This window comes from Grimontia kaedaensis, assembly GCF_023746615.1.
Lineage (GTDB): Bacteria > Pseudomonadota > Gammaproteobacteria > Enterobacterales > Vibrionaceae > Enterovibrio > Enterovibrio kaedaensis.
Window position 1 is genome coordinate 1,455,375 of sequence record NZ_CP082276.1, and the last position, 26,813, is coordinate 1,482,187.

Consider the following 26,813-nt stretch of genomic DNA (forward strand, 5'->3'; position numbering starts at 1 on the left):
AAAGCAGAGCAACAAGGAGTGAGTTGAGATGAAATTAAATTGCGACATGGGAGAAAGCTTCGGTGCCTGGACCATGGGGAAAGACGCCGAAGTGATGCCCTGCATTGATATGGCAAGCATCGCCTGTGGCTTTCATGCCTCGGATCCAGTCACGATGCAAAAGACCGTCGCTTTAGCCCTTGAACATGGTGTCACCATTGGCGCCCACCCTGGCTACCCGGATTTGATGGGCTTCGGCCGCCGCAAATTTGATTGCACAGAGGAAGAGCTTTTCGCCTGGCTTGGCTATCAAATCGGTGCGCTGAAAGGTATTTGCCGTCAACAAAAAGCCATTGTCGATTATGTGAAACCCCATGGTGCGCTCTACAACACCATGATGAAAGACATGACAGTGCTGAAGACTGTAATGCTTGCGGTGAAAGCTGCTGCGCCGGGTTGTCCCTTGGTGGTGATGGCGATTCCTGAGCGCCAACCTATTCTCGATTTAGCCGCAGACGTCGGCATTGACGTGATGTTTGAAGCTTTTTCTGACCGCGCTTATGACGATGAAGGGTTCCTCGTCGATCGCCGTATTGAAGGCGCGGTTCATGGTAGTGCTGATGCCATTATCAAGCAGGTACAGCAGATTGTTGAACAAGGTTCTGTCACAACTCTGAGTGGAAAAACACTCAAGGTGGATGCAGATACGCTCTGCATTCACGGAGATGGCCCCCACGCTTCGGCGGTAGCCCAAGCATTAAAGCAGTGGAGGGCAAATGGCGCGAATTGAGGCAGTCAATGAACAGACATTGATTGTGTATTTTGGGGACAGAATTGATGATGCTATCGCCGCTGACGTCAACCGCGCCATCTTTCAGGTTCGGGAAAGTCTGGGGGATTTAGTCACAGACATCATCCCCTCCTACAACTCAATGTTGATTGGCTTTGACTTAAACAGAACGGACCGTTTTGACATCATCAAACGCATCCGGTTGGCGCTTGAATCCAACACTGACGCCGTCACCAATAACAACGACAATCAGGTAGTTGAGATTCCTGTCTACTACGGTGAGGAAGTCGCGCTGGATATGTCGGATGTGTGTGACAAAACCGGCCTAGACAGCGAGTCTGTCATCAAACTACACAGCGAGCGCGAGTACCGTGTTTACGCCATTGGTTTTAGCCCCGGCTTTGCCTATCTTGGCAGTTTGGATGACGCGATAGTCATGCCGCGTAAATCCACACCACGCCTCAAAGTACCAACGGGCAGTGTAGGGCTGGCAGACAACCAAACAGCCATTTATCCCAGCAGCACACCGGGTGGCTGGCAAATTATCGGCCGTACACCATTGAATATGGTGGACTGGGACAGCGAATCACTGGCCAAAGTCAATGTCGGCAACAAGGTAAGGTTCTGCCCTATCGATAAGGACGAATTTTTGAAGCAAGGCGGCGTGTTATGAGCTTTGAAGTACTGAACCCCGGCATGCTTACCCTGCTGCAAGACAGTGGCCGCATCGGCTTCCAGCATTTGGGCATCACCACTGGAGGCCCAATGGATGAGCACGCTTTTTACTGGGCAAACCGTCTACTGGGAAATAAACCAGATGCAACGCAGCTCGAAATCACCTTCGGCCAACTGAAACTGCAGGTGAATGCCGCCACAACCCTTGCTATTACAGGCGCAGATCTTTCCGCCACCTTGAACGACAAAGTTATTCAGCCCTGGCTCACCTATGCAGTAAAGCCCGGTGATGTACTGGCGTTTGGTGCGCCGAAAAGTGGGCTACGCACCTATCTCGCCGTGGCTGGCGGCTTTGAATGTGAGCCCAAGCTGGGCAGCTGCTCCACAGTGAAAAGGGAGCAACTGGGCGGTTTAACCGGTCTTGGTGATGCCCTGAAAACGGGGGATATTCTGCCCTTCACCGCAACGACTGAGTTCACCGAACAGCGCACGCCTAAATGGGCGATTCCCGATTACGATGCGCCGCTCGAACTCGGGGTGATGCCGTCCTATCAGCATGCGTCATTCAGCCATGATGAACAGATGACGTTTTTCACCAGTGAGTATGAAGTCAGCCAGAACATCGACCGCATGGGTTATCGCTTGTCTGGTGCGCCAGTCAAAAGTAGCCTTGATGGCATCATCTCAGAAGGTATCGCCTTTGGTGCGATTCAAATTCCGAATGACGGCCAACCGATCGTACTGATGAAGGACAGGCAAACCATTGGCGGCTACCCAAAAATTGGCTGTTTGAGCAGTTTAGGTGCCGGCCAACTTTCGCAGCGCCAACCCGGGCAGATTGTTACCTTCTCCCCCATGGATGTTGCGGATGCCGAAGTGGAAAGAAGGCTCTTCAACCGGGTCATTTTCGGATGAGTCCATCTCAGGGGAAAATGGTGCACATCGACAAGGCCACGAATGCGAGGCCGGATGATGTGCGCCCTTTTCTCAACGCGATTAATCGGTATATCTCAGCCAAAGATAACAACAAGCCACACATGCTCACCAAAGTGTTTACTGAAGAATCACTGCTGGAAATGAAGGTCAACACCGACAGTATTTCGTTTCCCTCAGATGTGGTTGGCGTTGAAGCAATCAGCCATGTTCTGTCCTCCCAGTTCAACCAGCGTTTTGAGAATGTTTATACCTTCTGCTTGTCAGACTCCATTATCCGGGATGACAACCTTCTCACCTGCAAATGGCTCGTAGTCATGACAGAAAAGGACAATGGCATTCTGCGCATCGGTTGTGGCTATTACGACTGGCTGTTCAACGATGATTCTTCTATCTCGGCAAAAGACCCGAAAGTGGACAAGCTCACCATCACCATTGAGTACATGGCTACCATCAACTATTCCAATAAAGATCACTTGCTCGATGGGATAGGCGAACTGCCCTACCCTTGGTGTTTCAGCAGTTCCCTGAGTATTGAAATGCCGATGATAGAGGACTTAAAAACAGTGAGACGCTTTCTGGAACAGGATTAGAAATAGCCCTACATTTTATCTGGCGAAATGTGACGATTTTACGCTACGCTTCGCCTACACCCTTTGCTTGATTACTGTCAGAAAAACAAAGAAATATGAATCTAATAACAAGAACTGCGCTAGCTTCAGATGCCAAAAGCATCACCGACATCGTCAACCCCATTATCGAAAGTCGCCGATACGTGATTCTCGACTCCACGTTTTCGGTGTCAGACCAAAGTTTCTTCATTCAATACTTCCCGGTAAACGGCGTGTTTTTGGTTGCTGAAGACCATGACTCGAAAACCGTTCTTGGCTACCAAACCGTTGAGCCATACGCGAGTTATTCACGCGCACTCGATCATGTCGGCATTATCACCACCTATGTCGATAAAAAACATCATCGTCAAGGCGTTGCAACGTCGCTGTTTGCTTCCACGCTCGATATCGCGCGCTCACGTGGCTTTGAAAAGCTGGTAGCCCAAGTCCGAGCTGATAATGAAACCGCGCTGCACGTTTATTTGAAACATGGCTTTGAAGTGTCAGGACGCGCGAAAAGTCATGCGAAAATTGGCGGCAAGTACATCGATGAGATTACGTTGGAACTGTTTCTGTAAAGTTTAAATTTGCCTATTTAAAAACAGCCCAGACAAGTGTCTGGGCTGTTTTTTTGGTAGCCTCGCTTTCAAATTTACACTGCTTACCAGACCCAGCTCGTTTCTGTGTTCGGAATCCTTTTCTGGACAGGCGGCGTTCCATCAGTAAACCAAACCTCAGCAAGCACGTAATAGTGAGATTCTGAAGAAACAAAATCGACAATTGCTTCTCCTGATTCCAAGGAAGAGAAAGCCATTCGACTGTTGTAGGCCGCCTTGTAGGTTCCGTTGTCATTCGCAGAAAACTCGCTGTATATCGACACTACACCGGGTGATGTTGAATAGCCGCTGATGTCGACGACAAAACTCTGCTCCAAAACAGGGCTATATGAGAAACCATCAGGCACAACTGTCTCGTTAAAGCTTGATGCTGAACTGGTGACGGTCTCCGGAATGTTTGCTTCGCCACCAGAGGTATCAACCATCATTTCAAACTCTGACAGACTGGATACTTCAACATTGCTTTCCGGTGCAGACTCATCAACGGTAACGGTTGAAGACACGTTTGAACTACCGCTTCCATCACCACCGCCACCACATGCGCTCAGAAGGGCCATTAACGCTAACACACTGATATTCTTATTCATGGCACTTACTCCTCAGACAAGTAGTATTTGTTTTCAGTCGCTTTTTCTAATAAATACCACTGAAGATTATTTTCACCTACGGACTCCGCATAGCCTGCAAAATCTGGATATGCCTCAACAAGGTCGACATGCTCTCTGGGCCAAGACCACTCATCAGGGATAAGCAGCGCCCAAGGATGATTCGAAGAGGTTTTAAAGTAACGTGATGTTGCTGGGTCGCTGGAGTCGCTCCACCACCCCAGCCAGTAGGTGTCGAATTGCTCTGTCGGCGCCTGATCGGCGAGGTGGATTTCTAACCCTCGTCCAGGGTTATACCAGAGCCCGTCGCGGACATAAGCGCCCGGTGTGGCGAAAATAAATGGGTCATAAGGCATTGTCATCAAAGAGCTCGTATCAGTCCCCTCGTTGAAATACACATCTATTTCGAACTCGAAGACCAACGCTTCCTGGCAATGCTGCGCCGTTCGATAGTACATACAGCCTGCTGGGAGTTTCTGTTTAAGATCGTCTGAAACAATGAATATTGCCTCATTGGAGTCACTCTCTAAGCCGTTGCTCTCTTGTAACACTGCATTGTGTGTCAAAGTGCTCGCTGAGCTGATGTCAGACCGGTTTATTCCCCCAAGTCTGAATGCAAACCCATTGTGATAACCAGCACCGTAGGCTGAGAGATAACCTTGAATCAATACACGGGTAATCGCGCTGTTTTCATCCAGTGTTTCTGTAATTCGGAATTTAAAGACCACATCGTTGAGGTCGTAATCCCCCTCTTTGGGCCAGTTGTCCTCAAAAGCGACTGTGGCATATCCGCTTTCACTGGGGTAGTAACGCAGTGAAGAGCCATTCTCCATGATAGTCACAGGATGATCCTCAACTTCACCGGTTGTGGCACCACCAAAGTAATCGAGACCAGACGCTTCTGCAAAACGAAAGCGAGACCAAGTTGACCCAATCGTCGCGCCTGCTGGAACCGCAATGGAGAGTGAATTGATACCCGACGCTAGCAAACTGTCGCTCAAGACCTTCTCACCTACGTCTTCAAAATCGCCGTCTTGGTTCCAGTCTATCCATGCTGACAAATAACCAGCAGTAGATGCCTGAACGGAAACCAGAGACGTGTTACCCACTTCCAATGCGGTAACAAAGCCAACACCGTCTTCATCCGCTAAACCGGCTTTGTTGTCATCAAGGGGGGATGTGAAACCGTCACCTTCGCTGTCTGGTGCGATGGACCCTAAGTAGAAACCGCTATCCACTTCGTGACGCGGACCGTTTGAAGCAAGCAACGTTTTGTAGCTGTCTGGTGCGTCACCAAAATCAATCGTCGAATCTTCATCAATAATGGGGGCGTTTGCACAACGCGCACCGTCATTTTGTCCAGATATCGGCCCTGAGGCGAACAGCACTGCCTCTAGGTTTTTGTCATCGATATCGTCTTCGTTTGAAAGGTCGATTCTGAAGATCTTGCCATCATCATTTCGGGAGATGTAAAAGTTGCCATCAACGTCGAAATAGACCGCGCCAAAGCCACCAGATGGTGGGCCGATATCAGCCACCAAACTGTAAACCATGTCGGAATCGCCTGTTTCTAAGTCCACGCGATAAAGGTTGTACGAGTTGTTGTTGACTGCATAGAGATTGCCATCAATCGGGTTGATCGCAACGTCTGACGTTCTGAGGTTGTTGAGGTCTGTGTCTAATGTGGTCGCTGTTAATGTCGCCGAAGGGTCAGCTTCCAGCGGAGAAAGGTCAATTTTGATGATTCCCAGCTCTCTGCGGTGCAGATAGTAAACCTGGTCATGCACATCACCGCTAATAAACTTCGTGTTGTTAGGCAACCCATTCACTGTGAGTTGTTCACCAACATAGTTTTGGCCAATCCTTATCACCACCTCGTTGTCGTAATCAAAACCGTATATATAGCGATCTGATTGGTTAAACCCAACAGCGTTGATATGGGTGTTGAGGCCAGTGGTTTCTGCCAACGTTGAATAGCCACCAGTGACAAGATTCACCCCATAAACTTTGCTGGGTGAGCTTTGGAACAAGAAGGCTTTGCTGGGACATGTATCAAAAGGCTCAACGGAAGCTGGTGTCTCAGCGTGTACCGAGGAACCGAAAAGAGCTGATAAAAAAATGGGTAGAGATAGACGCACGGCATACGCTCCACTTGAGTCCAGACTTAAGAGCAAATAAACAACATCCATGCCATGTGACTATCTATTTGATTAAAAAGAATTTATCAATTTGCGTCGCAAGAATACTCTCACATCCAATTCAGTACTGAGAAAAGATGCCTGCACTTTGTCATTTTGAGAAAACAGGATGAAGTAACACTTAGTCATTGTTTGTATCTTCCATAAGCCAAAACTCAGAAAGCGCTTCCTGCACAATGTACCCGAGCTACATTTATTAGGAACATTGTGCAAGCCAATCATCACTCGCTTGCCCGTTTATCGATGAGGGAAAAGACCGTGAAAATTGCCGTTACCGCCGCCAGTGGGCAATTGGGCTCAGAAATCGTCAAAGCGCTGATTGACGTAATACCGAAAGAAAATGTCATTGCTTTAGCCCGCACTCCAGAGCGCGCCAAAGAACTTGGTGTTGAAATCCGTCCCGGTGATTACGAAGAGCCTGAAGAGCTTGAACAATCACTACAAGGCATTGATAGCTTGTTACTGGTTTCTGGAATGGATGCCCCTGACAAGCGCATTGGCCAGCACCGCAATGTGATTAATGCTGCCAAAAAAGCAGGGGTTAAAAAGATCGTTTACACCAGTGTTCAAGGCGCTGAGGAAGGCACTGCGTTTTCACCCATTATTCAAAGTAACAGACAAACCGAGCAAGATGTTCGTGAATCGGGGCTTAACTGGGTGATAGGCCGTAATGGCATCTACATTGAACCGGATATCGAATACATCGAGAATTACAAGAAAGCTGGGGTTATCAACAACTGTGCAGGTGAAGGCAAATGCGGTTATACCTCCCGTGGTGAACTTGGGTATGCGTATGCCCGCATGCTGACTGAAGACAAGCACAATGGGCAAACTTATAACCTGCATGGCGAAGCCCTCACTCAAACCCAGTTAACGGAATACCTCAACGCGACGTACCACACTCACCTGACTTACGTGCCGCTCTCTTTTGAGGATTATCAGGCTGAGCGCATTGCGGAGTTGGGCGAATTTCTTGGAACCGTCATTGCTGGAATATATCAGGGTATCAGTGAAGGTAAGGTCGACAACCCCAGCCATTTTCTGAACGCCGCCGGACGCGAACACCAAACCTGGGGCGATTACTTTGCGGATATAGAGACGGAAGGTTGAACAACCCGTTTTGTTCAGCTCTCTTAGAGGACATAAGCGCGCTTTACCGGCGCGTTTTTACTTCACGAGCTGCGAAGCTTTGGCAATACAAGCTTCAAGCAGCTCATCGACAACCTCATCATCATTCAGTGCTCGGGACACAACTACACCGCCTATCATCAGGGCAGCGAGCGACATCGCACTTTGTCTGTCCGGTATCTCTCCACCGCTGCGTGTTTGGAGTATATCCAATAAGCCTTCAAACACATGAGAATAAGCTTGCTTTGCGTGATCATTTTGATTCGACACATCAGTGGCGAATGCAGCAAGCGGACATGGAGAAATCTTCTGTTCCACGTGTTCTGAGCAAAGATACGTTTTTACGATCTTGTCAAAACTCAAATCTCCTTCTGACTCACGCATAATCCCAGCCAAAGGGCTGTCTTCGGTTGCCGCGTAAACGGACTGATTATAAAGCTCTTGTTTTGAACTGAAATGGGCATAGAAAGCGCCATGCGTTAGCTTTGCCTCTTCCATTACCTCGCCAAGCGATACATTGTGAAATCCCCGTTGTGCAAACAATCTCACCGCACTTTTCAGAATCTTCTTACGCGTTTCCTGCTTTCTTGTCGTTGGCCAAGGCATAACTCATCCAAAATATTATGTTGAACATATAGTCAATCATCTTAATCTCCTCTCTACAACCACGGAAGATTTAAGTCGGCAAATTTCTACCAAGAAAACATTTTTATTCAATGCGTTACTTAAGGAGAGAAGATCATGGGAATGCTTAACACATTATCTAAGGGCACCAATTACGACGCGATTTCTACTGGCGGGATAGATGCTATCGATAGCTTCACATTTCAGCATGAAGCTTTGCCAGTGAATGTTGAAGGAAAGGTCTTCGTTAGCGAGGCTCTGGGGATGTCCGGCGGTATCCTTTCTCTTAATTCACTGGCTCCACATACCTCTATGCCATTTCACCATATCCATATCAAGCATGAAGAAATCTACATTTTCATGGGAGGGCAAGGCGAATTTATGGTGGATGATAATCGATTCGAGGTCACCACTGGCTCTGTCGTCCGTGTGGCTCCCGAAGGCGTACGCTGTTGGAGAAATACCTCTGATTCACCGCTTTACTACGCCGTTCTTCAGGTAAAAGCAGGCAGTGAAACGGTGAAAAATACCATTGAAGATGGCCGTGGTGTAAATCGCCCTGTTATCTGGTAAAAGCACCTATCAAATCTTCAAATCAAGGCGGGTTGAGCTTCGTTATCACCCGCCTTTCTCTTGGCTAATTGTGCGATCCATGCCCACCGATAATGGCGGCTTTTCCGACCTGCTCAATGGTATTATTAACCGGTAGCACAGAGCGTCTAACTTATTGACTCACGGTAAAAACCTTCTATTTACCCCTGTTAAAATGAAGCCAATAAGGAGAACTACTATGCTCAGATTTCAGTTCTATAAATCGCAAGACGTTGTGACTCACGTGAAACTGGATACACCAACCACGAAACAAGAAATCAGGCAGCTGACTGAGCAAGGTTTTATGGCGTCAGGTGAGATTATTCCAGCACCGACAATGCTGAAAGCTATGGAATAATATCAGGCCAGCCAAGAAGAGAGCATTCATGCTTACGCAACCTTCGGTGTGGTCATGGGTCTATTTCCGGGAATCCGTTAAATCCCTTTGATTCAATGAAAACGCACCACTTGCATACGCAAGTAGTGCGTTTTTGTGCGCCGCTTTGCTGACACTGTTGTTACTCAGCGCAGAACGCTTCAAAGAGTTCGGGCGTATTATCAAACCCTTCAACTTCAGCAAGCTCCCAGGGGCGCTCACATCGGTTGGTATGGGCACACCACTGATAACCTGCAGAAGGGATGCAGCCATGGCTATCACGATCTGCGCCTACCATTGTGTCAGTATCTGCGCAGCCGGCCATTAATAGTGCCATCAGTGAAATTAGGGTGAGTTTTTTCATTAAACACCATCTTTTTGGGGTATTCAGGCCTTTATGTAAGCACACTTTTCCCAGTAAAGAGAGCGCGAATTTGGGAAAAACCAATTAAAAAGACGCGCCTTTGGCGCGTCTTTTATTAAAACTGATGACATGCTAACTCGCTTGCTGCAAACGGTGATAGAGCGAGTCCTTCAATACTGCACGGTCATGTTTAAGTTTGTGCATCTCTTCATCATCAATAGGGGAATCTCTTAGCTCCAGACTGCGGATTTCTTTATCAAGTGCATTGTATTTCTTGTTGTCTTCTGCGAATGCCGCATCTTGATTGGAGAGCTCTCCGATCAGGTCTTTGAACTCTGGGAACTCGTGAACGAGAGAGTGGACTTCACCTAACATATCAACTCCTTATCTATTTTCCTTGGTAGTTGGATTCAAGATCCCTTCTGTCGAGCCTTCACAATAGGAAATTCTCAACCATGTAGATATACCCATGGTTGAGAATAGTCGACTTCTCGCTTTAGCTAAAACTGGGTCAGTTAATGTTCTGCACATCCATGACCAATTTGTTCCAATTACGCTGGTTCTCGATATCGTGCTCAAGCCCTTGATCGTCAGCGATCTGGAAGCGTTCCACTGCTGGGGTTTTGCTGGTTCCCTAATACAGCCAGTAAGCCTCTGCTTCATCTGCGTCGAAGTCGCGCGCACTCAGGATTATTTCCAGTGCTCATCCAAGACCGACCTGACTTGCCATACGGGAAGCACCGCCGCCGAAAGGCAGGATGCCCATAGCGACTTCCATTTACATAAATTTGTATTTCCCTCGAGCCGCAAAGCGCATATAACATGCCAATGCAAACTCGTGGCCGCCACCTCGGGCAAAACCTTCCAGCTTGGCGATGGTCGCCTGAGGCACCTTACCGATTCGTTCAAGTACTGCCTGCATATCGAGCAGTTTCGCTTTCTCTCGGGAAACAGCCTCGGTCGAGTTCCAGACGCATCGCCAGTCCGTTCAAATCAGACAGCATTTCCTGTCCCTGAACGTTCACTGAGCCAAAATCAAAAGTCACAGTCAGGACACCTTCGTCCTGACTAGTGGTAAATGTGGTGTAGCCTTCATAGCGTCCTTTTATTTTTTGTTTCGGTCGACTTTTAACCTAACAATGGCACCGAACAGCAACAATGGACAAAAGGAAGGAAACAGTTTCCGCTAAAAGTTGAAAATGCTTATGGCTAGAACAAAATTTAACCACCAAAGGCCAATGAACCCTATAAAGGAAAAAAATCAATGTGATAGCGTTCAAGAAATAACGAATCCATGCCTAAAGCCTAACTATATAAACAACTAATTTTATAGTTCATTTATTCATATATTAATTTGTAAGTAGCACCACATAAAAATTAAATAATCATACCTAATTTCAGGTAATTTTAAATTATGAAACACTTTGGTGAACAGCCCATAAACCGATTAAAATTTAAAGGCTTAGGTGATGCATAATCGCAACTAGAATCTTCAACAGTATGCAGATATGTTAGACTGATAAAAGAACCAAAAAGGTATGAAGATGCTAAGGTTGGCCCTAAATTATATTCAAGATGAATCCGGTGTGACGGCGATAGAATATGCAATGCTCGGGATAATTATTTCAGCCATTATTCTCGCAACATTTTTTGAAACCTCGGCTTTGCCTAAAGCGCTTCGCGACGCGATGACTCTTATACAAACCAACATTAACGCCGCAAACAATTAAAAACGCGCCCTGACAGGCGCGTTTTATCATCTATTACTTATAAGCGTGGCTTTACACCCATCTGGTCCAAGCAGAAGGCATACACATCAGCGCCTAAATCCAACACTTTATGCATCGGCATGCCAGCACCATGCCCTGCATTCACATCGATTCGAATTAACACAGGGTTTTCGCCCGCATGTTTTGCCTGTAACTCAGCGATAAATTTGTATGAGTGGGCAGGCACAACGCGATCATCATGATCTGCCGTTGTGACCAAGGTTGAAGGATAGACAACGTCTTCCCTAACGTTGTGCACCGGAGAGTAACCCAACAAATACTTGAACATTGCTTCACTTTGCGAAGACGTGCCGTAGTCATACTTCCAGCCTTCACCCGACGTGAAAGTGTGGTAGCGCAGCATGTCCAACACACCGACGGCAGGCAACGCCACTTTATACAGGTCTGGTCGCTGCGTCATACACGCGCCCACCAGCAAGCCACCGTTAGAACCACCTCGAATCGCCAGTTTCTCAGGTGATGTATAGCTTTCAGTAATCAAAAACTCTGCGGCAGAAATAAAATCATCGAACACATTTTGTTTCTGAAGCTGAGTGCCTGCCTGATGCCATGCTTTACCGTATTCACCACCGCCACGCAGGTTTGCAACGGCATAAATGCCGCCCATTTCAATCCATGCTGCAATACTTGGATTGAAAGCAGGCTCTAAGCTGATATTGAAACCGCCATAACCATAAAGAATAGTTGGATGTGAGCCATCCAGCTCTATGCCTTTGCGATAGCAAATGGTCATCGGAACTTTGGTGCCATCTTTTGAGGTGTAAAACACCTGGCGTGATTCAAGCTTCTCACTGTCGATAGTGCAGGCGCTTTGACGATAGCGTTCGGTGACGCCTGTTTCTGGATCGAAGCGATAGGTGTCTGCTGCTGTCGTGTAATTGGTGAAAGTAAAATACAGTGTTTTGTCTTGTTCGCGACCTGAGAAGCCAGAAGCTGTGCCTACGTCAGGCAGAACCACATCACGTACCTTTTCACCACTCAGGCGATACTGTTTCACCTGAGTCTGCACATCAACCAGATAGCTGGCAAACAGGTAACCCGCGCCGGTCGAGATACTCAGTTCGTGCTCTGTTTCGGCAATCAAGTCTCTCCAATTAGCCTGATCAGGTTTTTGCGCATCCGTCACCACAATGCGTCCCATCGGTGCATCCAGGTTGGTGTAAATGATGAGTTTGCCATCTTGATGCTCAATCACATCACTATCTGCACTGTCATCGTCAGTCAGACACAAGCGCTCGCCATTACCTCTCAGATCCTGCACATAAAGCATGTTCCCCGATGTTGCATTGGCGCCAGTGATCACAAGGAAACTGTCGTCTTCAGTGGTGTAGCCACCGACATAGCGAAACTGCGGGTCATTCTCTCCACCAAATACCAACTCATCTTCCGCCTGCGACGTTCCTAATGTATGGAAGTAAAGTTTGTGATGTTCGGTCCTCGCTGATAATTCGCTGCCCTCAGGTTTGTCATACGTCGAGTAGTAAAAACCCTCACTTCCACGCCATTCAATGCCGGAGAATTTTACGTTATCGATTTTATCCGCCAACAACTCTCCCGTTTCCGAATCCATCACGTAGATGGTCCGCCAATCACTGCCACCCTCAGAGGTTGAATAGGCAATGAACTTGTCATCACGGGAAAAACGCAATTGGTCGAGTGATGTTGTGCCTTCTTCACTCCAGCTATTTGGGTCAAGAAACACCTTGGCATCAGACAAATCACCTTGGGTGCGATACACCACGGATTGATTCTGCAGTCCATCATTGCGGTAAAAATAGATATAGCCGCCGCGGTCAAACGGGGCCGACTCTTTGACGTAGTTGTTTGCGGTTTCGAGTTTTTCACGAATCGCATTGCGAAAAGGAATCTTATGCAAATAGTCAAAGGTCACTGCGTTCTGAGACTCTACCCATTGCGCAGTTTCATCACTTAAATCATCTTCCAGCCAACGATAAGGGTCGGCGACTTTCTCGGAGAAATATGTATCGACGATCGTATCTTTGCGTGTTTTGGGGTAATCAAACATGACTTCTCCATCCATGGTTTGGGTATAGATATAGTGCGAGAATTATAGAAAGCGGGGTTGAATGCGACCTTGCTTAAACAGTGTTTTTCGTAGACAACTCGCAAACTCACTCTAAGGAACGTTGTAAACCAATAATTCCAGCAATAACTGAGTGTCTTTAATTTTGAGACGGTTTGCCTCACAAAGTCGTGATAGTTTAAGGCCGTTTTTCGCTAACAAACATAAGCTTATACTTATCGACCCCAGTGAGCTTTTAGCTCAGGTGGGGATAATGATTCAAGGACTGACAGGATACCACTATGGATATGCTCGCCGGACTGCTTGCAGGTCTACCAAACTTCATCATCTACTTTGCTGCTTCGCTGGCGTTTGTACTGATTTTTAAATTCATCTATATCCGCATTACGCCATACGACGAATGGGCACTGATCAAAGATAAGCAAAGCGTAACAGCAGCAGTCGCTCTTGGCGGTGCATTCTTGGGTTACTGTATTGCCATTGCCGGTGCGGCGCAGAACTCCGTCAACATCGTCGACTTTATGGTGTGGGGCGTGATTGCCATGCTGGCACAATTTATTGCCTTTGCCATTGTCCGTTTCGTCATGCTGAAAGAGCTGACTACTCGCATTGAAAACGACGAATTGCCAGCCGGTATTATTCTGGCAGTCGTCTCTGTTTCCATCGGCGTACTGAACGCTGCGTGTCTGACCTACTAACGGAGGCAGTCATGAAACGGAGTCAAAACGTTATTCGTCCAACCATGGACAAAGCCGCCAAAGTGATCCCTTTTGCGTTTGTCGGAGGTATCTCAGGTTGTTTCTTCGAACCTGAAACTGAAGGTTTCGTGTTCCAGTCAGCGCAAGATTGTGCGCGCTCATTTCCGGATCAAATTGAAGAGTGTCGTATCGCCTATCAGGATGCCCTGGCGGATGCAGCGCAATCTGCACCCCGTTATAACAATGAATATGAGTGCGAAGCGGACTTTTTAGATGGCTGTGATCGTTACAACAACTGGTACATTCCAGCGATGGCAGGCTTTTTCTTCGCCAACATGCTGGATGACGACTACTTCAAGAAAAAGAAGAAACGTTATTATTCCAAGCCACTGTATGGATACCGCGGGAAGTACTACTCCGGCGATGGTAACTTCTTCAGCTCATCCAGCAACAAATCGGTGAAAGTCTCCACCAGCTCGATCACCAAGCCAAAATCCAGCGGTACTATCGGACAAGTGATGTCACGCGGCGGTTTCGGTAAATCCGTATCACGTGCGTCTTCTTCATCTCGTAGCGGCGGTTAAACGATGTTTAGGCGGGATATCCCTGAGCGCCCTCACTGGCGCGAACTCGCAAAGCAATACGGGTTTGGATTTCATACCATGTATGGCGAACCTTACTGGGATGAAACCGCCTACTATCAATTCAACCTCCAGCAAATCGAAGACGATCTTGAAAAGCCCACCGAAGAGATCCACCAGATGTGTCTTGATGTGGTAGAGCGCGTCACCCGAAGTGATGAACTGCTGACCAAGTTTGGTATTCCAGAAGCCATGTGGGATTTGGTCGCAGGTTCCTGGCGACGCCGGGACCCATCTCTCTATGCCCGTCTTGATTTCACCTATGACGGTGTCAATCCAGCCAAGCTTTATGAAAACAATGCAGACACACCAACTTCTCTCTTTGAGACCGGCTTCTGGCAATGGGTATGGCTTGAAGATGTGGTGAACAGCGGACGTATCCACCAGAGTGCTGACCAGTTCAATATCCTTCAGGATTACATCATGGAGCGCTTTGCCGTGCTCGCTAAACGTCAGCCTGGTCAGACGCTTTATTTCAGTTGTTGTAAGGATACAGAGGAAGACCGGGCGACCGTTCAGTACCTCGAAGATTGCGCCAAAGAGGCGGGATTACACACTGGCTTTATCTACGTTGAAGATATTGGTGTGAATGATGCCGGCGAATTTGTCGACATGAAAGGACGGGTTATCCGCTGGATGTTCAAGCTATATCCCTGGGAATTCATGTTCGATGAGGAGTATGCCCAATTCTTGGGTAGCGCCACCATTAACTGGCTGGAGCCTATGTGGAAGTCTGTGCTGTCCAACAAAGCTCTGCTTCCGATGCTTTGGAAACTCTATCCTAATCATCCTAATTTGTTGCCTGCCTACTTCGCGGATGATCCGAAAGCATCTTCCCTGTCTGACTACGTGCTTAAGCCGCTATTTTCGCGCGAGGGCGCCAACATCGAGATCGTCAGAAATGGCGCCTCGACCTTTAAAACTGATGGGCCGTATGATCTCTCTCAAGCTATCGTCCAGCAGTACCAACCACTACCAAAGTTCGGCGACAACTTCACCTTGATTGGCAGCTGGCTGGTTAATGATCGCGCTGCTGGCATTTCGATTCGAGAAGACGCATCACTCGTTACGCAGGATCTGGCAAGATACCTGCCTCACGTCATTCTTTAGGGTTTGCTGGTCTTAGAGATAAAAAAGCGACTCAGATGAGTCGCCTTGGCTTTGGGGATGTTTTCTTTAAATGATCAGTGCTGATTTACCGCAGGGATCACTGGATACTGGACGCCCGCCATCTGCTCGATGCAGTGAATAACCTGACAGCTGTATCCGAATTCATTGTCATACCAAATGTAAAGTACACAACGGTTACCATCGGCGATAGTCGCCTCACTATCTACAACACCTGCGTAGCGCGAACCGACGATGTCTGAAGAGACGATTTCAGTAGATTGGGTGTAATCGATCTGACCCGCCAATGGTGACATCAACGCTGTTTCACGAAGGTAAGCATTCAGCGAATCGCGATCGACTTCTTTGCCTAGATTCAAGTTTGCGATCGCCATGGAAACATTTGGCGTCGGTACGCGAATCGCGTTGCCAGTCAATTTACCTTTCAGCGCTGGTAGAGCTTTCGCCACGGCTTTCGCTGCACCTGTAGATGTAAGCACCATGTTCAATGACGCGGCACGTCCACGGCGATCGCCTTTGTGGAAATTATCAATCAGGTTCTGATCGTTGGTGAACGAGTGGACGGTTTCGATATGGCCAGACTCAACACCGTAGCGGTCATTCATCGCTTTCAGCACAGGTGTAATTGCGTTAGTGGTGCAACTTGCCGCTGACACTATTGTATCGCTGTCTTTGATGTCACCGTGGTTAACACCAAATACGATGTTCTTGATGTCACCCTTACCTGGTGCGGTCAGCAACACTTTACCCGCGCCTTTGGCGGTCAGGTGGTTACTGAGACCATCAACATCGCGCCACATGCCGGTGTTATCAACGACAACGGCATTTTTAATTCCGTGAGCTTCGTAGTCTACTTCTGAAGGGTGGTTCGCGTAGATGATCTGAATGTAGTTACCATTCACGATCAGAGCGTTACGGGCATGGTCCACCAAAATGGAACCGTTAAAAGGCCCGTGAACAGAATCACGACGCAGTAAGCTGGCGCGCTTTTCAAGGTCGCCATCTTTACCGCCACGTACAACAATCGCGCGTAGACGCAGTGGGTAGCCTGGTCCGCTTTTTTCTACCATTAGGCGCGTTACCAGACGCCCAATTCGGCCAAAGCCATACAACACGATATCTCTGGGCTCCTTAAGACTCGTGGACGGCGGCAGGTCTGCGATTGCTGTTTTGAGGAAATCATCTAGTTGGGCCAAATCTTCGTTGTCACGCCAGTAAACGTTGGCAAGACGACCAATATCGATTCGGCAAGGAGAAAGTGGCATTTGTGCCAATGCTTCGAGAATCGGGAGTGTATGAGCGGTAGTCACTTCCTGTCCGGTGTACCAGCGCGCTACACGGTGTGACTTCAGCAGGTCAATCGTACTGGCGTTAATCACAGCACGACCATATATTTGAATTTCGACGCCTTCCTCACGGTAAAGCTTGCTAATGAGAGGTGACATGGTTTCTGCGTCGGCCTGACTTTTTTGCCATTGGGTAAGATGTTGTTCTGGGCTCATCGTGACTTTCTTTGCCTTTTTGGGATTTAGGGTATAAAAGTGTAATCAGTAACTATTTTTATTATTTTGGCGACGAGTCTAACGGCCTGATTATTATTAACCTAGTAAAAAAAAGTGGTCATTCATATCATTAAATTTCAGCCATTTATCCCTCACATCGTTAAAATATTACAAGTATAAAACGCTTTCATTTCCTTTCTCTTAAAATCTGATTGAAAGTTTACTACGTAAAACTTTCAATCATTTCATCCAATTCAACTTAATACGCCTCACTAAAAAACCACACCACCAGGGTGTTATCACCTTTTTAGCCACGACATAACAACATTTAACACGGGATCTGTCGCTACATTCGGGTTTTACCCTTTATCGATACAGAATGATTCACTTAAAGCATATTGATTACACATCTAAATGTTTCAATTTTGCGTCATTTTTATTGGACACATATAAAACAGCAACTTATAGACATAAATATGCTTATTTGTGACTCAGACTTGATAAAAATTCCATCAGATGTATCATTTAAAGGGCTTAAATGCTTAGACCTCTAAAGGATTAATTGAAACAATGAGTACCGAGACGATACACCAGAGCGCGACATTGACGCGTTTGAGGACGGACGAAGACGCCTGGGTATTTCGCACTCCGCGAATCGAAGATGGCATCAGGATCCACGAGCTTATCGCCAGTTGTCCCCCACTCGATGAAAACTCCTCGTACTGCAACTTCCTCCAATCAACCCACTTCAATAAGACCTGCATCCTCGCAGAACACAAGGGTTCCGTAGCTGGATTCATATCTGGATACCAAAAGCCTGAAGCCCCTAATGAGCTGTTTGTCTGGCAAGTTGCGGTTTCTCCAGAAGCACGCGGCAAAGGTCTCGCCTTTCATATGCTACAAGAGCTGTTGATGCGCGATCACCTCTCAGACGTCAATGTTGTAGAAACCACTATCACTGGATCCAACAAAGGTTCCTGGAGCTTATTTCGTAAGCTCGATGCCGCACATGGTGAAAACGGTGAAGTCACAGTGTTTCTCGACGAAAAACAGCATTTCAAAGGAAAACATGACACGGAGTTTTTGTTCCGCATTCCTTTGAAATAAAACCATTCTTAAAAATATAAAACGGATTCCAAATGGAAATTTTTAACAAGCAAGAGTCAAACGTTAAGTCATATTGCAACAGCTTCCCTGTTGTATTTACCTCAGCAAAAGGGTGTTGGCTGACCACCGATTCGGGAGAACGCTACATTGATTTTCTGGCTGGTGCTGGTTCGCTGAACTACGGTCATAACAACCCAGTTCTGAAAAAAGCCTTGGTAGACTACATCTCGAACGATGGTATTACCCATGGTTTGGATATGTTCACCGAAGCAAAAGCTGCTTTCCTAACCGCACTCCGTAATCACATCTTCGCGCCACGAAATCTTGATTACAAAGTGCAGTTCACCGGACCAACCGGCACGAATGCAGTAGAAGCAGCGATGAAATTGGCGCGCAAGGTGACGGGCCGCACCAACATCGTGACTTTCACCAACGGCTTCCATGGGTGCACCATGGGTGCACTGACAGCGACCGGTAACCAACATCACCGTGGAGGCGCAGGTACGCCTTTGTTCGGTACGTCCCGCATTCCTTATGAAGGCTATGCCGATATTGATGGCCTTGCGCTGTTTGAAACCATGCTGAATGACAACTCAAGTGGCCTCGATAAGCCTGCTGCTGTGTTGCTGGAAACCCTACAAGGTGAAGGTGGTCTGAATGCCGCTTCAAACGAGTGGCTGCAGAAGCTGAGCAAAATCTGTAAAGCCCACGGCATTTTGCTGATCGTTGATGATATTCAGGCTGGCTGTGGCCGTACTGGCACCTTCTTCAGCTTCGAACCTTCCGGTATCAATCCAGATATCGTGACCCTGTCTAAGTCTATCGGCGGATACGGTTTGCCAATGGCACTGGTGCTGCTGAAGCCTGAGTTGGACAAGTGGCTTCCAGGTGAACACAACGGGACTTTCCGTGGTAACAATCACGCCTTCGTTACGGCAACAAAAGCAATTGAGCAATACTGGCAGAATGATGATTTCGAAGGCCATATTGCTGAGCGCAGCCAACAAGTTTCCAAGACTATCGACCGCTCGCTGAAGCAACTTTCTTCTCTGTTCGTTCGCGCAAAAGGCCGCGGCATGATGCAAGGTATTGAATGTAAAAGCGGTGATATCGCCAGCGCGATTTCACGTCGTTGCTTTGAAAAAGGCATGATCATTGAAACCGCCGGTCCTGAAGATGAAGTCGTGAAGTTCTTCTGTCCACTGACAATCAGTGAGTCAGAGCTTGAGCAAGGTCTGCACATCTTTGAAAAAGCAGCTCAGGAAGTTGCCAATGAACTTACCCGCAAAGCGTCTTAAGGGAAATAAGAAACATGATCGTAAGAACTCTGGAAGAGTGTAGAAACAGCGAGCGCCGCGTAGCATCAGAAACCTGGGAAAGCGTTCGTATGCTGCTGAAAGATGATCAGATGGGGTTTTCATTCCACATCACGACCATCTTTAAAGGCACTGAAACCCACATTCATTACAAAAACCACTTGGAGTCTGTGTACTGCATGTCTGGTGAAGGTGAAATTGAAGTGGTAGGTGGCGAAACTTACCCAATCAAACCGGGCACACTTTACATTCTGGACAAACACGATGAACACTTCCTTCGAGCTTATGAAGGTGCCGACATGGTAATGGCTTGCGTCTTTAACCCGCCAATTACCGGACAAGAAGTTCACGATGAAAACGGCGTTTATCCGCTGGTAGATTAATAAAAATATGTGTCTTTTGGGGGCCATTTTGCCCCCTTTTTCTATTTACGACAGACAAGGATTGCAATTATGACTTACACCGTTGAGAAAATCGGCGGCACGTCTATGTCGGCATTTGATGCCGTATTGGACAACATTTTTCTTCGCCCCAAGAACCCGTATAACCGTGTATTTGTGGTTTCTGCCTATGGCGGCATTACTGATGCCCTGCTTGAAAGCAAGCGTTCTGGCGAGCCAGGCATCTACCAACTGGTTGCCAAGCGTGATGAACAATGGACCGATGCCATCGATGCGCTCGAAGTGCGTTTGAAAATGATCAATGAAAATCTGTTTGCAGACCCTCTCAATCGTACCCGTGCAGACAACTTCATTGCTGAGCGTCTGAAAGATGCCAAAGACTGTATTTCAAACATTCTCGCGACTTGTAGTTATGGTCAGTTCACGCTGCGCCAATACCTGCCACAAATCCGAGAGTTTTTATCTTCAATCGGCGAAGCCCACAGCGCTTACAACACTGCTCTGAAGCTAAGAACTCTTGGTTTAAATGCCAAGTTTGTGGATCTCTCAGGATGGGACAATAAGCTTTCCGGCACGCTGGATGAAGTGATTGTTGAAGCGTTCAAAGAGGTTGATGTCACTACCGAGCTACCAATTGTGACTGGCTACGCCTACTGTGATGAAGGCCTGATGAAGACCTACGATCGCGGTTACAGCGAGATGACCTTCAGCCGCATTGCCTGTCAAACCTCGGCAGATCTGGCGATTATCCATAAGGAATATCACCTCAGCAGTGCAGATCCTCGTATTGCGGGTCCAGAAAACGTATTGCCAATTGGCCAAAGTAACTTTGATGTCGCTGACCAGCTAGCCAACCTCGGCATGGAAGCCATCCACCCGAACGCAGCTTCCGGTCTTCGTAAAAAAGAAATTCCGCTACAAATTAAAAATACCTTTGAGCCAGAGCACAAAGGCACTTTAATCTCTCAGGCTTACCAACCAGATTCCGAGAAGATCGAAATCATTGCGGGTCGCGACAAAGTTTTTGCCCTACACATTTTTGATCAGGCGATGGTGGGTAACGTTGATAACGTTGGCTATGAACTGATGGAGATGATCGCTGACGAAAGCGTCAATCTGGTCGGTAAAGAGATGAGCGCTAATTCCCTTACTTACTACCTCAGCGGCGTCGCCAAGAACCTCAACAAGTTACTTTATCGCGCAGAAAAACGCTTCCCTGATTCGACAATCACCAGTCACATGGTTGCTCTGATTTCTGCGATTGGTTCGCAAATAAACACCAACACTACCTTGAGCAAAGGTGTGCTGGCGCTGATGAACAGCGATATTTCACCGATAGCCGTTCACTCTTCGATGCGTAACGTCAACGTGCAGTTCGTGGTAAAAGACGAGATGTATGAAGGTGCTATCCGCGCATTACACGACGAGTTTTTCGTGCAAAAAGATAATAAGGATAAACAAGTCGCTTAGATTACCGCCCTTATCTTTGCATTAATGTCTAAGCCGGAGTTATCTCCGGCTTTTTATATTTAAATATTGGCAACGAATTTGTCGTCGTCACTTATACCAAAATAACTTACAGGCACTTGGATACAGGCATATTATCTTGAAAACTGCAAATATCAGCCGTTTTTTTCAACGCTAAAATTCTTATACATGAACTATTGAAAATGTAAGATTTTCTTTCCTGCTGCCTCGTTAGGCTAATATTCATTGACAAAAAAGTAGTGATTTTTATCCCATGCTCTTCAATACTTTAAGTTCACAAGTAAGCCAAACACTCGCCGTCAAACAACCCCACAAAACAATATGTGCAACAATTTCGTTACACAACAGATAAAAAGAACACCAACCATCAACCAAACTCACTATTTTTTACGAGCCATATCGTAATAATTATGCAACAAGGCAACGATCAAGCATTTAAATATAAACTTATTCATCATTTTACCTTCACTATTAAATTTAAATAAAAAATCACAAGCCTGATAGTTGCCAAATCTCCTCTAGACACTCATTGATAAAAGTCAGCTTTTTTAACGTAGCTGAAAACACGTAGGTATTTATCGTTGTTACCTCTAACCCATAAATACACATTGGTGAACAAATAAATGAAACCGAAATTTCATATGCTATCTCTTGGTGTCGCGATCGCAGTAACTTCGCTACCCTCTGTTGCTGCACAACGGATTAATCTTGAACTTCCAGGCTTTGCCAAAGCGGACAATCAAGTTGAAGCATTATTGGAAGGTCAGTCCTACATAGAGGGCTTTTCAGGAAGAGACCTTAGCGGTAACGAGGTGGTAAGAATCAGTCAAACCTATCAAGGCCTTCCCATTTATGGAGAGAGTTTTGTAGCAAACAAGGGTCAGCTAGGACGCTTCAGCGGCTTTGTTGGGAGCGCCATCACTGGTATCGAACAAGACCTCCCAACAACAACACCCTTAATTAGCGATGATGAAGCATTGTCAACCTTACTTGCACTAAAAGGACACGAGCTATACCAAATCCAACATCCCGAAAAGCAGCTCATGGTTTGGTTGGACGAAAATGATACCGCCCACCTAGCATGGAAGGTCTCCTATGTTGTTTACAGCGATAAGCCAACGCGCCCTATTAGCTTTATTGACGCGCTATCCGGTAAAGTGCTCGACAGCTGGGAAGGGCTAAATCATGCGCAAAGCACAGGACCGGGCGGAAATCCAAAAACCGGTCGCTACCATTTTGGTACTGACTATCCTGCATTTGACGTTACGCAGTCTGGGAGCACATGTTATTTAGACAGCGAAAACGTCGAAACTCTAGATATGAGGCATCAAAAAAGTGGAGGCACTGTCCATAGTTTTAACTGCTTCGAAAACAGTGAACGAGAAGTCAACGGCGCATACTCCCCGCTAAATGACGCTCATGCCTTCGGACAAATTGTTTTTAACATGTATAAGGAGTGGTACGGCATCGCTCCCATACGCCAGAAACTTCGTATGCGCGTTCACTACGACCGTAATTACGAAAATGCTTTCTGGGACGGCCAACAAATGACATTCGGAGACGGTCAATCCTACTTTTATCCTCTTGTTTCTCTGGATGTTGTTTCTCATGAAGTCAGCCATGGTGTCACTCAGCAAAACTCCGATCTGGAGTACAAAAATCAGTCGGGAGGCATTAACGAAGCGTTTTCTGATATTGCAGGTGCAGCGGCAATTTATTATCTGGAAGGAAGCTACAACTGGAAAATTGGCGATAGGATCAAGAAAGGCAGTGGTGCCATGCGCCATATGGATAATCCTCCTCTGGATGGAAAATCCATTGGCCATGCTAAAGACTACTATTCAGGGATAGATGTACACCACAGCTCTGGAGTATTTAATAAAGCCTTCTATCTATTGGCCACAAAGCCGGGTTGGGATATACGCAAAGGGTTTGATATTTTCCTTCGCGCAAACCAGCTATACTGGCAAGCGAGATCAACGTTTGATCATGCTTCGTCAGGCGTTTTCAATGCTGCCAGTGACTTGGGATACTGTGTTGATGACGTTATCGATGCATTCCAACAAGTGGGCGTTACAGCAGGCGATAAAACTGGTGAGCACTGCGAAGACCTTTATCCTGTTGTTGATGCTTCTTTCTCACATGAAACCAATGCACTAACCGCAGTATTCAGCAACCTGTCGACAGGCCCGATTGCTTCATATCAATGGGATTTCGGTGATGGCCGCTCTTCTTCTCAGCAGAGTCCGTCACACACTTATGCGACAAGTGGGACTTATTCCGTCTCGTTGACAGTCGCTGATAGCAAGGGGAACAGTGACGTTGCGGTTAATACGGTAACGGTGTCTGATTCAGACAGTTCATGTTCAGTTGCCGCTTGGGATCCCAACAAGAGCTATGCTTCCGGTGATGTTGTGAGTTTTCAAGGTAAAACATATAAAGCAACTTGGTGGTCTACTGGCGCACAACCAGATATCTACCCCCAAGTCTGGTCTGTAAACGGAGACTGCCAAACATTACCGGGAGATAACCTCCCTCCTGTTGCGGATTTCAACTTCTCCGCTTCAGGGCTCACCATTAGCTTCCAGAGCACATCGACCGATGATACAGGCATTGTTAGCCACACATGGCAGTTTGGGGACGGCACTGAGTCATCAGAAAAAAGCCCGACGCATACTTACCAACAGCAAGGTAGCTATGAAGTAAAGCTTATTGTGGCTGATACCAAGGGAGTGACCGACGAGAAAATCACCACGATTGTGGTTTCCAACGATAATCCGACAACAGAGTGCTATCCCGTTTGGCAGTCAGGTATGGTTTACAGCAGTGGAGAGCGCGTTTCCCATAAAGGCAGTGCGTATGAAGCAAAATGGTGGACGCAAAATGAAGAGCCTGGTACAACGGGCGAGTGGGGAGTTTGGGAGAACTTGGGGCCTTGTTCTTAACTCTGTAAATTAAAAAAGAGCAGCTTGGCTGCTCTTTTTTACTGGCTGTTCAAGGGCTTAATATATCACTGAGCCTTAATAAGAACGGAAGTATCCATTCGACCAAAACCTTGAACTTGGAGGCGGGCGTATTTTTCGTCTACTTCTTTGGTCAATGGCAGTTCGAGACCTTTGTCTGCCGCTTCATCCAAACAAATTCCCAAATCTTTGCGCATCCAGTCGATAGCAAATCCAAAATCGAATTTGTCCTGCGCCATAGTAACAGCACGGTTTTCCATCTGCCACGAACCCGCCGCTCCGTGCTTAAGCACATTGACCATTTGTTCGATATCCAAACCCGATGCTTGAGCCAGAATTAGCGCTTCACTCAATCCTTGCAAGATACCCGTGATGCAAATTTGATTGGCCATTTTACAGCGCTGACCCTGACCATTTTTACCCATCAAAACGGCTTGCTTGGCATAAGCATCAATCACTGGTTTCACCGCATCAAATACTATCTGGTCGCCGCCACACATCACAGTCAATACACCGTTTTCTGCACCTGCCTGACCGCCTGAGACTGGCGCGTCAATAAAGTGCACTTTTTTCTCCTGACACGCTTCGGCGAGTTCTTCAGCCAACGTTGCGGATGTAGTGGTGTGATCCACCAGCACACTCCCTGCTTTCATACTGGCCAGTACGCCATCATCACCAAAAATCACACTGCGGACATCATTATCATTGCCAACACACACAAATACCACATCACAGCCTTGTGCTGCCTCACGTGGCGTAACAGCGAAGTCAGCTTTGTATTCATCTGCCCAGGCTTGAGCTTTCGCAGTGGTACGATTGAAAACGGTTGTGTTAAACCCAGCATTTTTGAGATGGCCTGCCATCGGATAGCCCATAACGCCGAGACCGATAAATGCGACTTTTTCCTGAGCCATGATGACTTCTCCTTTTGGTATTCGTTGATGTCCATAATGGAGGTTGTTTAACTATTTCTTGAGCGACTATAATTGCATCAATTGCCATATGTCAATTTTAAATAATGACACAATTAAGCTATTTCAATCATTCGCACCTTTGATCATAATTTAGTCCATGCCACGAGCAGACACAGGAAGACCTTTTTGAGTGAAACCAAATTCAAATACATTGCCAATCAGATAACCTCTCGAATCGAGCAAGGTATTTATGCTGCAAGGGCCAGACTACCGCCTCACAGAGAATTGGCCAAAGAACTTGGCACCACGCCAGCCACCGTTTCAAAAGCCTATAAGCTACTGTCGGAATTTGGACGCGTTAAATCATTTGTTGGGCGTGGCACCTTCGTTCGGGACAAGTCTGCTCTTAGTCAGGTTATCCAACCTCAGCATCAGGAATTAGATTTTAACTTTTCTATTCTCCAGCCCTGATTGGGTTTGAACCTCAATGCACTTACCGAGGCATATTCTCAGACAGCTGAAACCCTAACAAAACCTGGGGACACCATTGCAGTCGAAGCGCTGACGTACCCCGGTATTCTGGCAATTGCCAATCTCGCTGGACGAGATATCGCCAAACAGTGGCAGCAGATATCATCAAAGACTTCTACGAAACAGCGTCAGGTTTTCATATCTGGTTGAAGTTGCCGGAACACTGACGAGCAGACAGATTGGTAGAAGAAGCGAAAAAGCAGGCGATTCTTGTCGGTCACGGCGGGTATTTTTCGGCCGGTGACACACCAAATTGTGTCCGACTGTCGCTGATGTCTATCAGCTCAAGAGATCGGTTTGAAGAAGGGCTAATTCAATTCGCAGAATTATTGGCCAGCAAACCTATGCCATTCAGTGATTTCCTGAATTAACGACAAGGGAATAAAGCACCTTTGGAATGAAAGTGTTACTCTAACGGCGAAATTTCCCATGAGAATTGAAAAATGAGCAAACTAACTGCAGACGTTCAGGCAAATCTGATGTTGTTCGTTGAAGAAACCAAGCGTACTAACGTGGTTTGGGGTCTGAAAAACGAAGAGGAAGGCTGGCTAGCTTGTGACTCGAGCGAGTTCGAAGAAAGCGAAGTGATGCCATTCTGGTCTTCAAAAGAAGACGCTGCGCAACACAACGTCGATGAGTGGGCTGATTTCGAAATCACTGAAATCCCACTAGATGTGTTTGTTGAAGACTGGCTTATCACGTTGGATGAAGACGGCGTGCTGGTCGGTACCAACTGGAATGCAGAGCTGGAAGGCAAAGAAGTCGAGCCTTCTGAGCTGGCGAAGATGTACCTGTAAGG

At 47.0% G+C, this 26,813-nt stretch carries 26 protein-coding genes and 2 pseudogenes; 19 read left to right on the forward strand and 9 right to left on the reverse strand.

Annotated elements, in window-relative coordinates:
* Positions 1 to 28 precede the first annotated feature (28 nt).
* From K6Q96_RS23415 to K6Q96_RS23435, 5 genes are all read left to right on the forward strand, one after another.
* The gene (locus tag K6Q96_RS23415; RefSeq protein ID WP_251880680.1) at positions 29 to 769 is read left to right on the forward strand and encodes a 5-oxoprolinase subunit PxpA; all 741 of its coding nucleotides are present in this window, start codon (positions 29 to 31) and stop codon (positions 767 to 769) included.
* The gene (gene pxpB, locus K6Q96_RS23420) at positions 756 to 1,442 is read left to right on the forward strand and encodes a 5-oxoprolinase subunit PxpB (protein ID WP_251880684.1); all 687 of its coding nucleotides are present in this window, start codon (positions 756 to 758) and stop codon (positions 1,440 to 1,442) included. The genes K6Q96_RS23415 and pxpB overlap by 14 nt, the downstream gene beginning before the upstream one ends.
* The gene (locus K6Q96_RS23425; RefSeq protein WP_251880687.1) at positions 1,439 to 2,359 is read left to right on the forward strand and encodes a 5-oxoprolinase subunit C family protein; all 921 of its coding nucleotides are present in this window, start codon (positions 1,439 to 1,441) and stop codon (positions 2,357 to 2,359) included. Before pxpB ends, K6Q96_RS23425 begins: the two co-directional genes overlap by 4 nt.
* The gene (locus tag K6Q96_RS23430) at positions 2,356 to 2,970 is read left to right on the forward strand and encodes a hypothetical protein (RefSeq protein WP_251880690.1); all 615 of its coding nucleotides are present in this window, start codon (positions 2,356 to 2,358) and stop codon (positions 2,968 to 2,970) included. The genes K6Q96_RS23425 and K6Q96_RS23430 overlap by 4 nt, the downstream gene beginning before the upstream one ends.
* Before the next feature lie 95 nt (positions 2,971 to 3,065).
* Positions 3,066 to 3,566, forward strand: coding sequence for a GNAT family N-acetyltransferase (locus K6Q96_RS23435; protein WP_251880692.1), 501 nt, complete (start codon positions 3,066 to 3,068; stop codon positions 3,564 to 3,566).
* 83 nt (positions 3,567 to 3,649) lie between these two features.
* Here K6Q96_RS23435 and K6Q96_RS23440 read toward each other — a convergent pair whose 3' ends face one another.
* Together K6Q96_RS23440 and K6Q96_RS23445 are read right to left on the reverse strand one after the other, a co-directional pair.
* Positions 3,650 to 4,192, reverse strand: coding sequence for a hypothetical protein (locus K6Q96_RS23440; RefSeq protein ID WP_251880694.1), 543 nt, complete (start codon positions 4,190 to 4,192; stop codon positions 3,650 to 3,652).
* Between the two features lie 5 nt (positions 4,193 to 4,197).
* Positions 4,198 to 6,399, reverse strand: a complete 2,202-nt coding sequence (locus tag K6Q96_RS23445) for an LruC domain-containing protein (protein ID WP_251880697.1) — start codon at positions 6,397 to 6,399, stop codon at positions 4,198 to 4,200.
* 267 nt (positions 6,400 to 6,666) lie between these two features.
* On the opposite strand from K6Q96_RS23445, the gene K6Q96_RS23450 reads away from it, so the two are divergent.
* Positions 6,667 to 7,518, forward strand: a complete 852-nt coding sequence (locus K6Q96_RS23450; RefSeq protein WP_251880700.1) for an SDR family oxidoreductase — start codon at positions 6,667 to 6,669, stop codon at positions 7,516 to 7,518.
* A 57-nt stretch (positions 7,519 to 7,575) separates the two neighbouring features.
* Here K6Q96_RS23450 and K6Q96_RS23455 read toward each other — a convergent pair whose 3' ends face one another.
* Positions 7,576 to 8,142 (reverse strand): TetR/AcrR family transcriptional regulator, encoded by a 567-nt coding sequence (locus tag K6Q96_RS23455; RefSeq protein ID WP_251880703.1) that lies wholly within the window; start codon positions 8,140 to 8,142, stop codon positions 7,576 to 7,578.
* A gap of 135 nt (positions 8,143 to 8,277) precedes the next feature.
* Between K6Q96_RS23455 and K6Q96_RS23460 the strand changes: the two genes are divergently transcribed.
* On the forward strand, positions 8,278 to 8,733 hold the full coding sequence (locus tag K6Q96_RS23460; protein ID WP_251880706.1) for a cupin domain-containing protein: 456 nt from the start codon (positions 8,278 to 8,280) through the stop codon (positions 8,731 to 8,733).
* Positions 8,734 to 8,950: 217 nt separating this feature from the next.
* Positions 8,951 to 9,109 carry a hypothetical protein gene (locus K6Q96_RS23465; protein ID WP_251880709.1) on the forward strand — a complete coding sequence of 53 codons (159 nt, stop codon included), beginning with the start codon at positions 8,951 to 8,953 and terminating at the stop codon, positions 9,107 to 9,109.
* A 160-nt stretch (positions 9,110 to 9,269) separates the two neighbouring features.
* Here the strand turns inward: K6Q96_RS23465 and K6Q96_RS23470 are convergent, their stop codons facing one another.
* The 4 genes and pseudogenes from K6Q96_RS23470 to K6Q96_RS23490 all read right to left on the reverse strand — a co-directional run bounded on the left by K6Q96_RS23470 (position 9,270) and on the right by K6Q96_RS23490 (position 13,307).
* Positions 9,270 to 9,491, reverse strand: coding sequence for a serine protease (locus K6Q96_RS23470; protein ID WP_251880712.1), 222 nt, complete (start codon positions 9,489 to 9,491; stop codon positions 9,270 to 9,272).
* Positions 9,492 to 9,623: 132 nt separating this feature from the next.
* The gene (locus K6Q96_RS23475) at positions 9,624 to 9,866 is read right to left on the reverse strand and encodes an HP1242/YdcH family protein (RefSeq protein ID WP_251880713.1); all 243 of its coding nucleotides are present in this window, start codon (positions 9,864 to 9,866) and stop codon (positions 9,624 to 9,626) included.
* 136 nt (positions 9,867 to 10,002) lie between these two features.
* Positions 10,003 to 10,600, reverse strand: a pseudogene (locus tag K6Q96_RS23480) (enoyl-CoA hydratase/isomerase family protein).
* A 658-nt stretch (positions 10,601 to 11,258) separates the two neighbouring features.
* On the reverse strand, positions 11,259 to 13,307 hold the full coding sequence (locus tag K6Q96_RS23490; RefSeq protein WP_251880718.1) for a prolyl oligopeptidase family serine peptidase: 2,049 nt from the start codon (positions 13,305 to 13,307) through the stop codon (positions 11,259 to 11,261).
* Positions 13,308 to 13,606: 299 nt separating this feature from the next.
* Here K6Q96_RS23490 and K6Q96_RS23495 point away from each other — a divergent pair, with 299 nt between their 5' ends.
* Genes K6Q96_RS23495 through K6Q96_RS23505 form a run of 3 tightly spaced genes read left to right on the forward strand, consistent with a single transcriptional unit; the run spans position 13,607 to position 15,774 of the window.
* Positions 13,607 to 14,023: a DUF350 domain-containing protein gene (locus K6Q96_RS23495; protein WP_251880721.1), complete on the forward strand. Its 417-nt coding sequence runs from the start codon at positions 13,607 to 13,609 to the stop codon at positions 14,021 to 14,023.
* Between the two features lie 11 nt (positions 14,024 to 14,034).
* Positions 14,035 to 14,607 (forward strand): DUF1190 domain-containing protein, encoded by a 573-nt coding sequence (locus K6Q96_RS23500; protein ID WP_251880723.1) that lies wholly within the window; start codon positions 14,035 to 14,037, stop codon positions 14,605 to 14,607.
* 3 nt (positions 14,608 to 14,610) lie between these two features.
* A complete protein-coding gene (locus tag K6Q96_RS23505) occupies positions 14,611 to 15,774 on the forward strand; it encodes a glutathionylspermidine synthase family protein (protein ID WP_251880726.1) in 1,164 nt (387 codons plus the stop codon).
* Between the two features lie 74 nt (positions 15,775 to 15,848).
* Here K6Q96_RS23505 and K6Q96_RS23510 read toward each other — a convergent pair whose 3' ends face one another.
* The gene (locus K6Q96_RS23510) at positions 15,849 to 17,294 is read right to left on the reverse strand and encodes a glyceraldehyde-3-phosphate dehydrogenase (RefSeq protein ID WP_251880729.1); all 1,446 of its coding nucleotides are present in this window, start codon (positions 17,292 to 17,294) and stop codon (positions 15,849 to 15,851) included.
* Positions 17,295 to 17,864: 570 nt separating this feature from the next.
* Between K6Q96_RS23510 and ectA the strand changes: the two genes are divergently transcribed.
* The 5 genes from ectA to K6Q96_RS23535 all read left to right on the forward strand — a co-directional run bounded on the left by ectA (position 17,865) and on the right by K6Q96_RS23535 (position 24,551).
* On the forward strand, positions 17,865 to 18,401 hold the full coding sequence (gene ectA / locus K6Q96_RS23515; RefSeq protein WP_251880733.1) for a diaminobutyrate acetyltransferase: 537 nt from the start codon (positions 17,865 to 17,867) through the stop codon (positions 18,399 to 18,401).
* A gap of 32 nt (positions 18,402 to 18,433) precedes the next feature.
* A complete protein-coding gene (gene ectB, locus K6Q96_RS23520; RefSeq protein ID WP_251880736.1) occupies positions 18,434 to 19,699 on the forward strand; it encodes a diaminobutyrate--2-oxoglutarate transaminase in 1,266 nt (421 codons plus the stop codon).
* 14 nt (positions 19,700 to 19,713) lie between these two features.
* Positions 19,714 to 20,100, forward strand: a complete 387-nt coding sequence (locus K6Q96_RS23525) for an ectoine synthase (RefSeq protein WP_002538224.1) — start codon at positions 19,714 to 19,716, stop codon at positions 20,098 to 20,100.
* 69 nt (positions 20,101 to 20,169) lie between these two features.
* Positions 20,170 to 21,588: an aspartate kinase gene (locus tag K6Q96_RS23530; protein WP_251880739.1), complete on the forward strand. Its 1,419-nt coding sequence runs from the start codon at positions 20,170 to 20,172 to the stop codon at positions 21,586 to 21,588.
* Positions 21,589 to 22,229: 641 nt separating this feature from the next.
* Positions 22,230 to 24,551, forward strand: coding sequence for a PKD domain-containing protein (locus K6Q96_RS23535; RefSeq protein ID WP_251880742.1), 2,322 nt, complete (start codon positions 22,230 to 22,232; stop codon positions 24,549 to 24,551).
* A 65-nt stretch (positions 24,552 to 24,616) separates the two neighbouring features.
* On the opposite strand, the gene K6Q96_RS23540 is transcribed toward K6Q96_RS23535, so the two are convergent.
* Positions 24,617 to 25,483 (reverse strand): NAD(P)-dependent oxidoreductase, encoded by an 867-nt coding sequence (locus K6Q96_RS23540; protein ID WP_251880746.1) that lies wholly within the window; start codon positions 25,481 to 25,483, stop codon positions 24,617 to 24,619.
* A 186-nt stretch (positions 25,484 to 25,669) separates the two neighbouring features.
* Here K6Q96_RS23540 and K6Q96_RS25015 point away from each other — a divergent pair.
* The 3 genes and pseudogenes from K6Q96_RS25015 to K6Q96_RS23550 form a co-directional block, all read left to right on the forward strand.
* Positions 25,670 to 26,095: pseudogene (locus K6Q96_RS25015) on the forward strand (GntR family transcriptional regulator); the annotation flags it as partial.
* Between the two features lie 98 nt (positions 26,096 to 26,193).
* Positions 26,194 to 26,385 carry a hypothetical protein gene (locus K6Q96_RS25020; RefSeq protein WP_434802177.1) on the forward strand — a complete coding sequence of 64 codons (192 nt, stop codon included), beginning with the start codon at positions 26,194 to 26,196 and terminating at the stop codon, positions 26,383 to 26,385.
* A 72-nt stretch (positions 26,386 to 26,457) separates the two neighbouring features.
* Positions 26,458 to 26,811, forward strand: a complete 354-nt coding sequence (locus K6Q96_RS23550) for a DUF2750 domain-containing protein (RefSeq protein ID WP_002538220.1) — start codon at positions 26,458 to 26,460, stop codon at positions 26,809 to 26,811.
* Positions 26,812 to 26,813: the final 2 nt, after the last annotated feature.

Bases quoted from the DNA above. Each gene is read 5' to 3' on its own strand.
- K6Q96_RS23490 (WP_251880718.1), bottom strand. From the start codon at position 13,307: ATGTTTGATTACCCCAAAACACGCAAAGATACGATCGTCGATACATAT.
- K6Q96_RS23540 (WP_251880746.1), bottom strand. From the start codon at position 25,483: ATGGCTCAGGAAAAAGTCGCATTTATCGGTCTCGGCGTTATGGGCTAT.
- K6Q96_RS23435 (WP_251880692.1), top strand. From the start codon at position 3,066: ATGAATCTAATAACAAGAACTGCGCTAGCTTCAGATGCCAAAAGCATC.
- ectB (WP_251880736.1), top strand. From the start codon at position 18,434: ATGGAAATTTTTAACAAGCAAGAGTCAAACGTTAAGTCATATTGCAAC.
- K6Q96_RS23510 (WP_251880729.1), bottom strand. From the start codon at position 17,294: ATGAGCCCAGAACAACATCTTACCCAATGGCAAAAAAGTCAGGCCGAC.
- pxpB (WP_251880684.1), top strand. From the start codon at position 756: ATGGCGCGAATTGAGGCAGTCAATGAACAGACATTGATTGTGTATTTT.
- K6Q96_RS23550 (WP_002538220.1), top strand. From the start codon at position 26,458: ATGAGCAAACTAACTGCAGACGTTCAGGCAAATCTGATGTTGTTCGTT.
- K6Q96_RS23460 (WP_251880706.1), top strand. From the start codon at position 8,278: ATGGGAATGCTTAACACATTATCTAAGGGCACCAATTACGACGCGATT.
- K6Q96_RS23495 (WP_251880721.1), top strand. From the start codon at position 13,607: ATGGATATGCTCGCCGGACTGCTTGCAGGTCTACCAAACTTCATCATC.
- K6Q96_RS23425 (WP_251880687.1), top strand. From the start codon at position 1,439: ATGAGCTTTGAAGTACTGAACCCCGGCATGCTTACCCTGCTGCAAGAC.
- K6Q96_RS23535 (WP_251880742.1), top strand. From the start codon at position 22,230: ATGAAACCGAAATTTCATATGCTATCTCTTGGTGTCGCGATCGCAGTA.
- K6Q96_RS23440 (WP_251880694.1), bottom strand. From the start codon at position 4,192: ATGAATAAGAATATCAGTGTGTTAGCGTTAATGGCCCTTCTGAGCGCA.
- K6Q96_RS23465 (WP_251880709.1), top strand. From the start codon at position 8,951: ATGCTCAGATTTCAGTTCTATAAATCGCAAGACGTTGTGACTCACGTG.
- ectA (WP_251880733.1), top strand. From the start codon at position 17,865: ATGAGTACCGAGACGATACACCAGAGCGCGACATTGACGCGTTTGAGG.
- K6Q96_RS23475 (WP_251880713.1), bottom strand. From the start codon at position 9,866: ATGTTAGGTGAAGTCCACTCTCTCGTTCACGAGTTCCCAGAGTTCAAA.
- K6Q96_RS23505 (WP_251880726.1), top strand. From the start codon at position 14,611: ATGTTTAGGCGGGATATCCCTGAGCGCCCTCACTGGCGCGAACTCGCA.
- K6Q96_RS23500 (WP_251880723.1), top strand. From the start codon at position 14,035: ATGAAACGGAGTCAAAACGTTATTCGTCCAACCATGGACAAAGCCGCC.
- K6Q96_RS23430 (WP_251880690.1), top strand. From the start codon at position 2,356: ATGAGTCCATCTCAGGGGAAAATGGTGCACATCGACAAGGCCACGAAT.
- K6Q96_RS23470 (WP_251880712.1), bottom strand. From the start codon at position 9,491: ATGAAAAAACTCACCCTAATTTCACTGATGGCACTATTAATGGCCGGC.
- K6Q96_RS23415 (WP_251880680.1), top strand. From the start codon at position 29: ATGAAATTAAATTGCGACATGGGAGAAAGCTTCGGTGCCTGGACCATG.
- K6Q96_RS23525 (WP_002538224.1), top strand. From the start codon at position 19,714: ATGATCGTAAGAACTCTGGAAGAGTGTAGAAACAGCGAGCGCCGCGTA.
- K6Q96_RS23455 (WP_251880703.1), bottom strand. From the start codon at position 8,142: ATGCCTTGGCCAACGACAAGAAAGCAGGAAACGCGTAAGAAGATTCTG.
- K6Q96_RS23530 (WP_251880739.1), top strand. From the start codon at position 20,170: ATGACTTACACCGTTGAGAAAATCGGCGGCACGTCTATGTCGGCATTT.
- K6Q96_RS23445 (WP_251880697.1), bottom strand. From the start codon at position 6,399: ATGGATGTTGTTTATTTGCTCTTAAGTCTGGACTCAAGTGGAGCGTAT.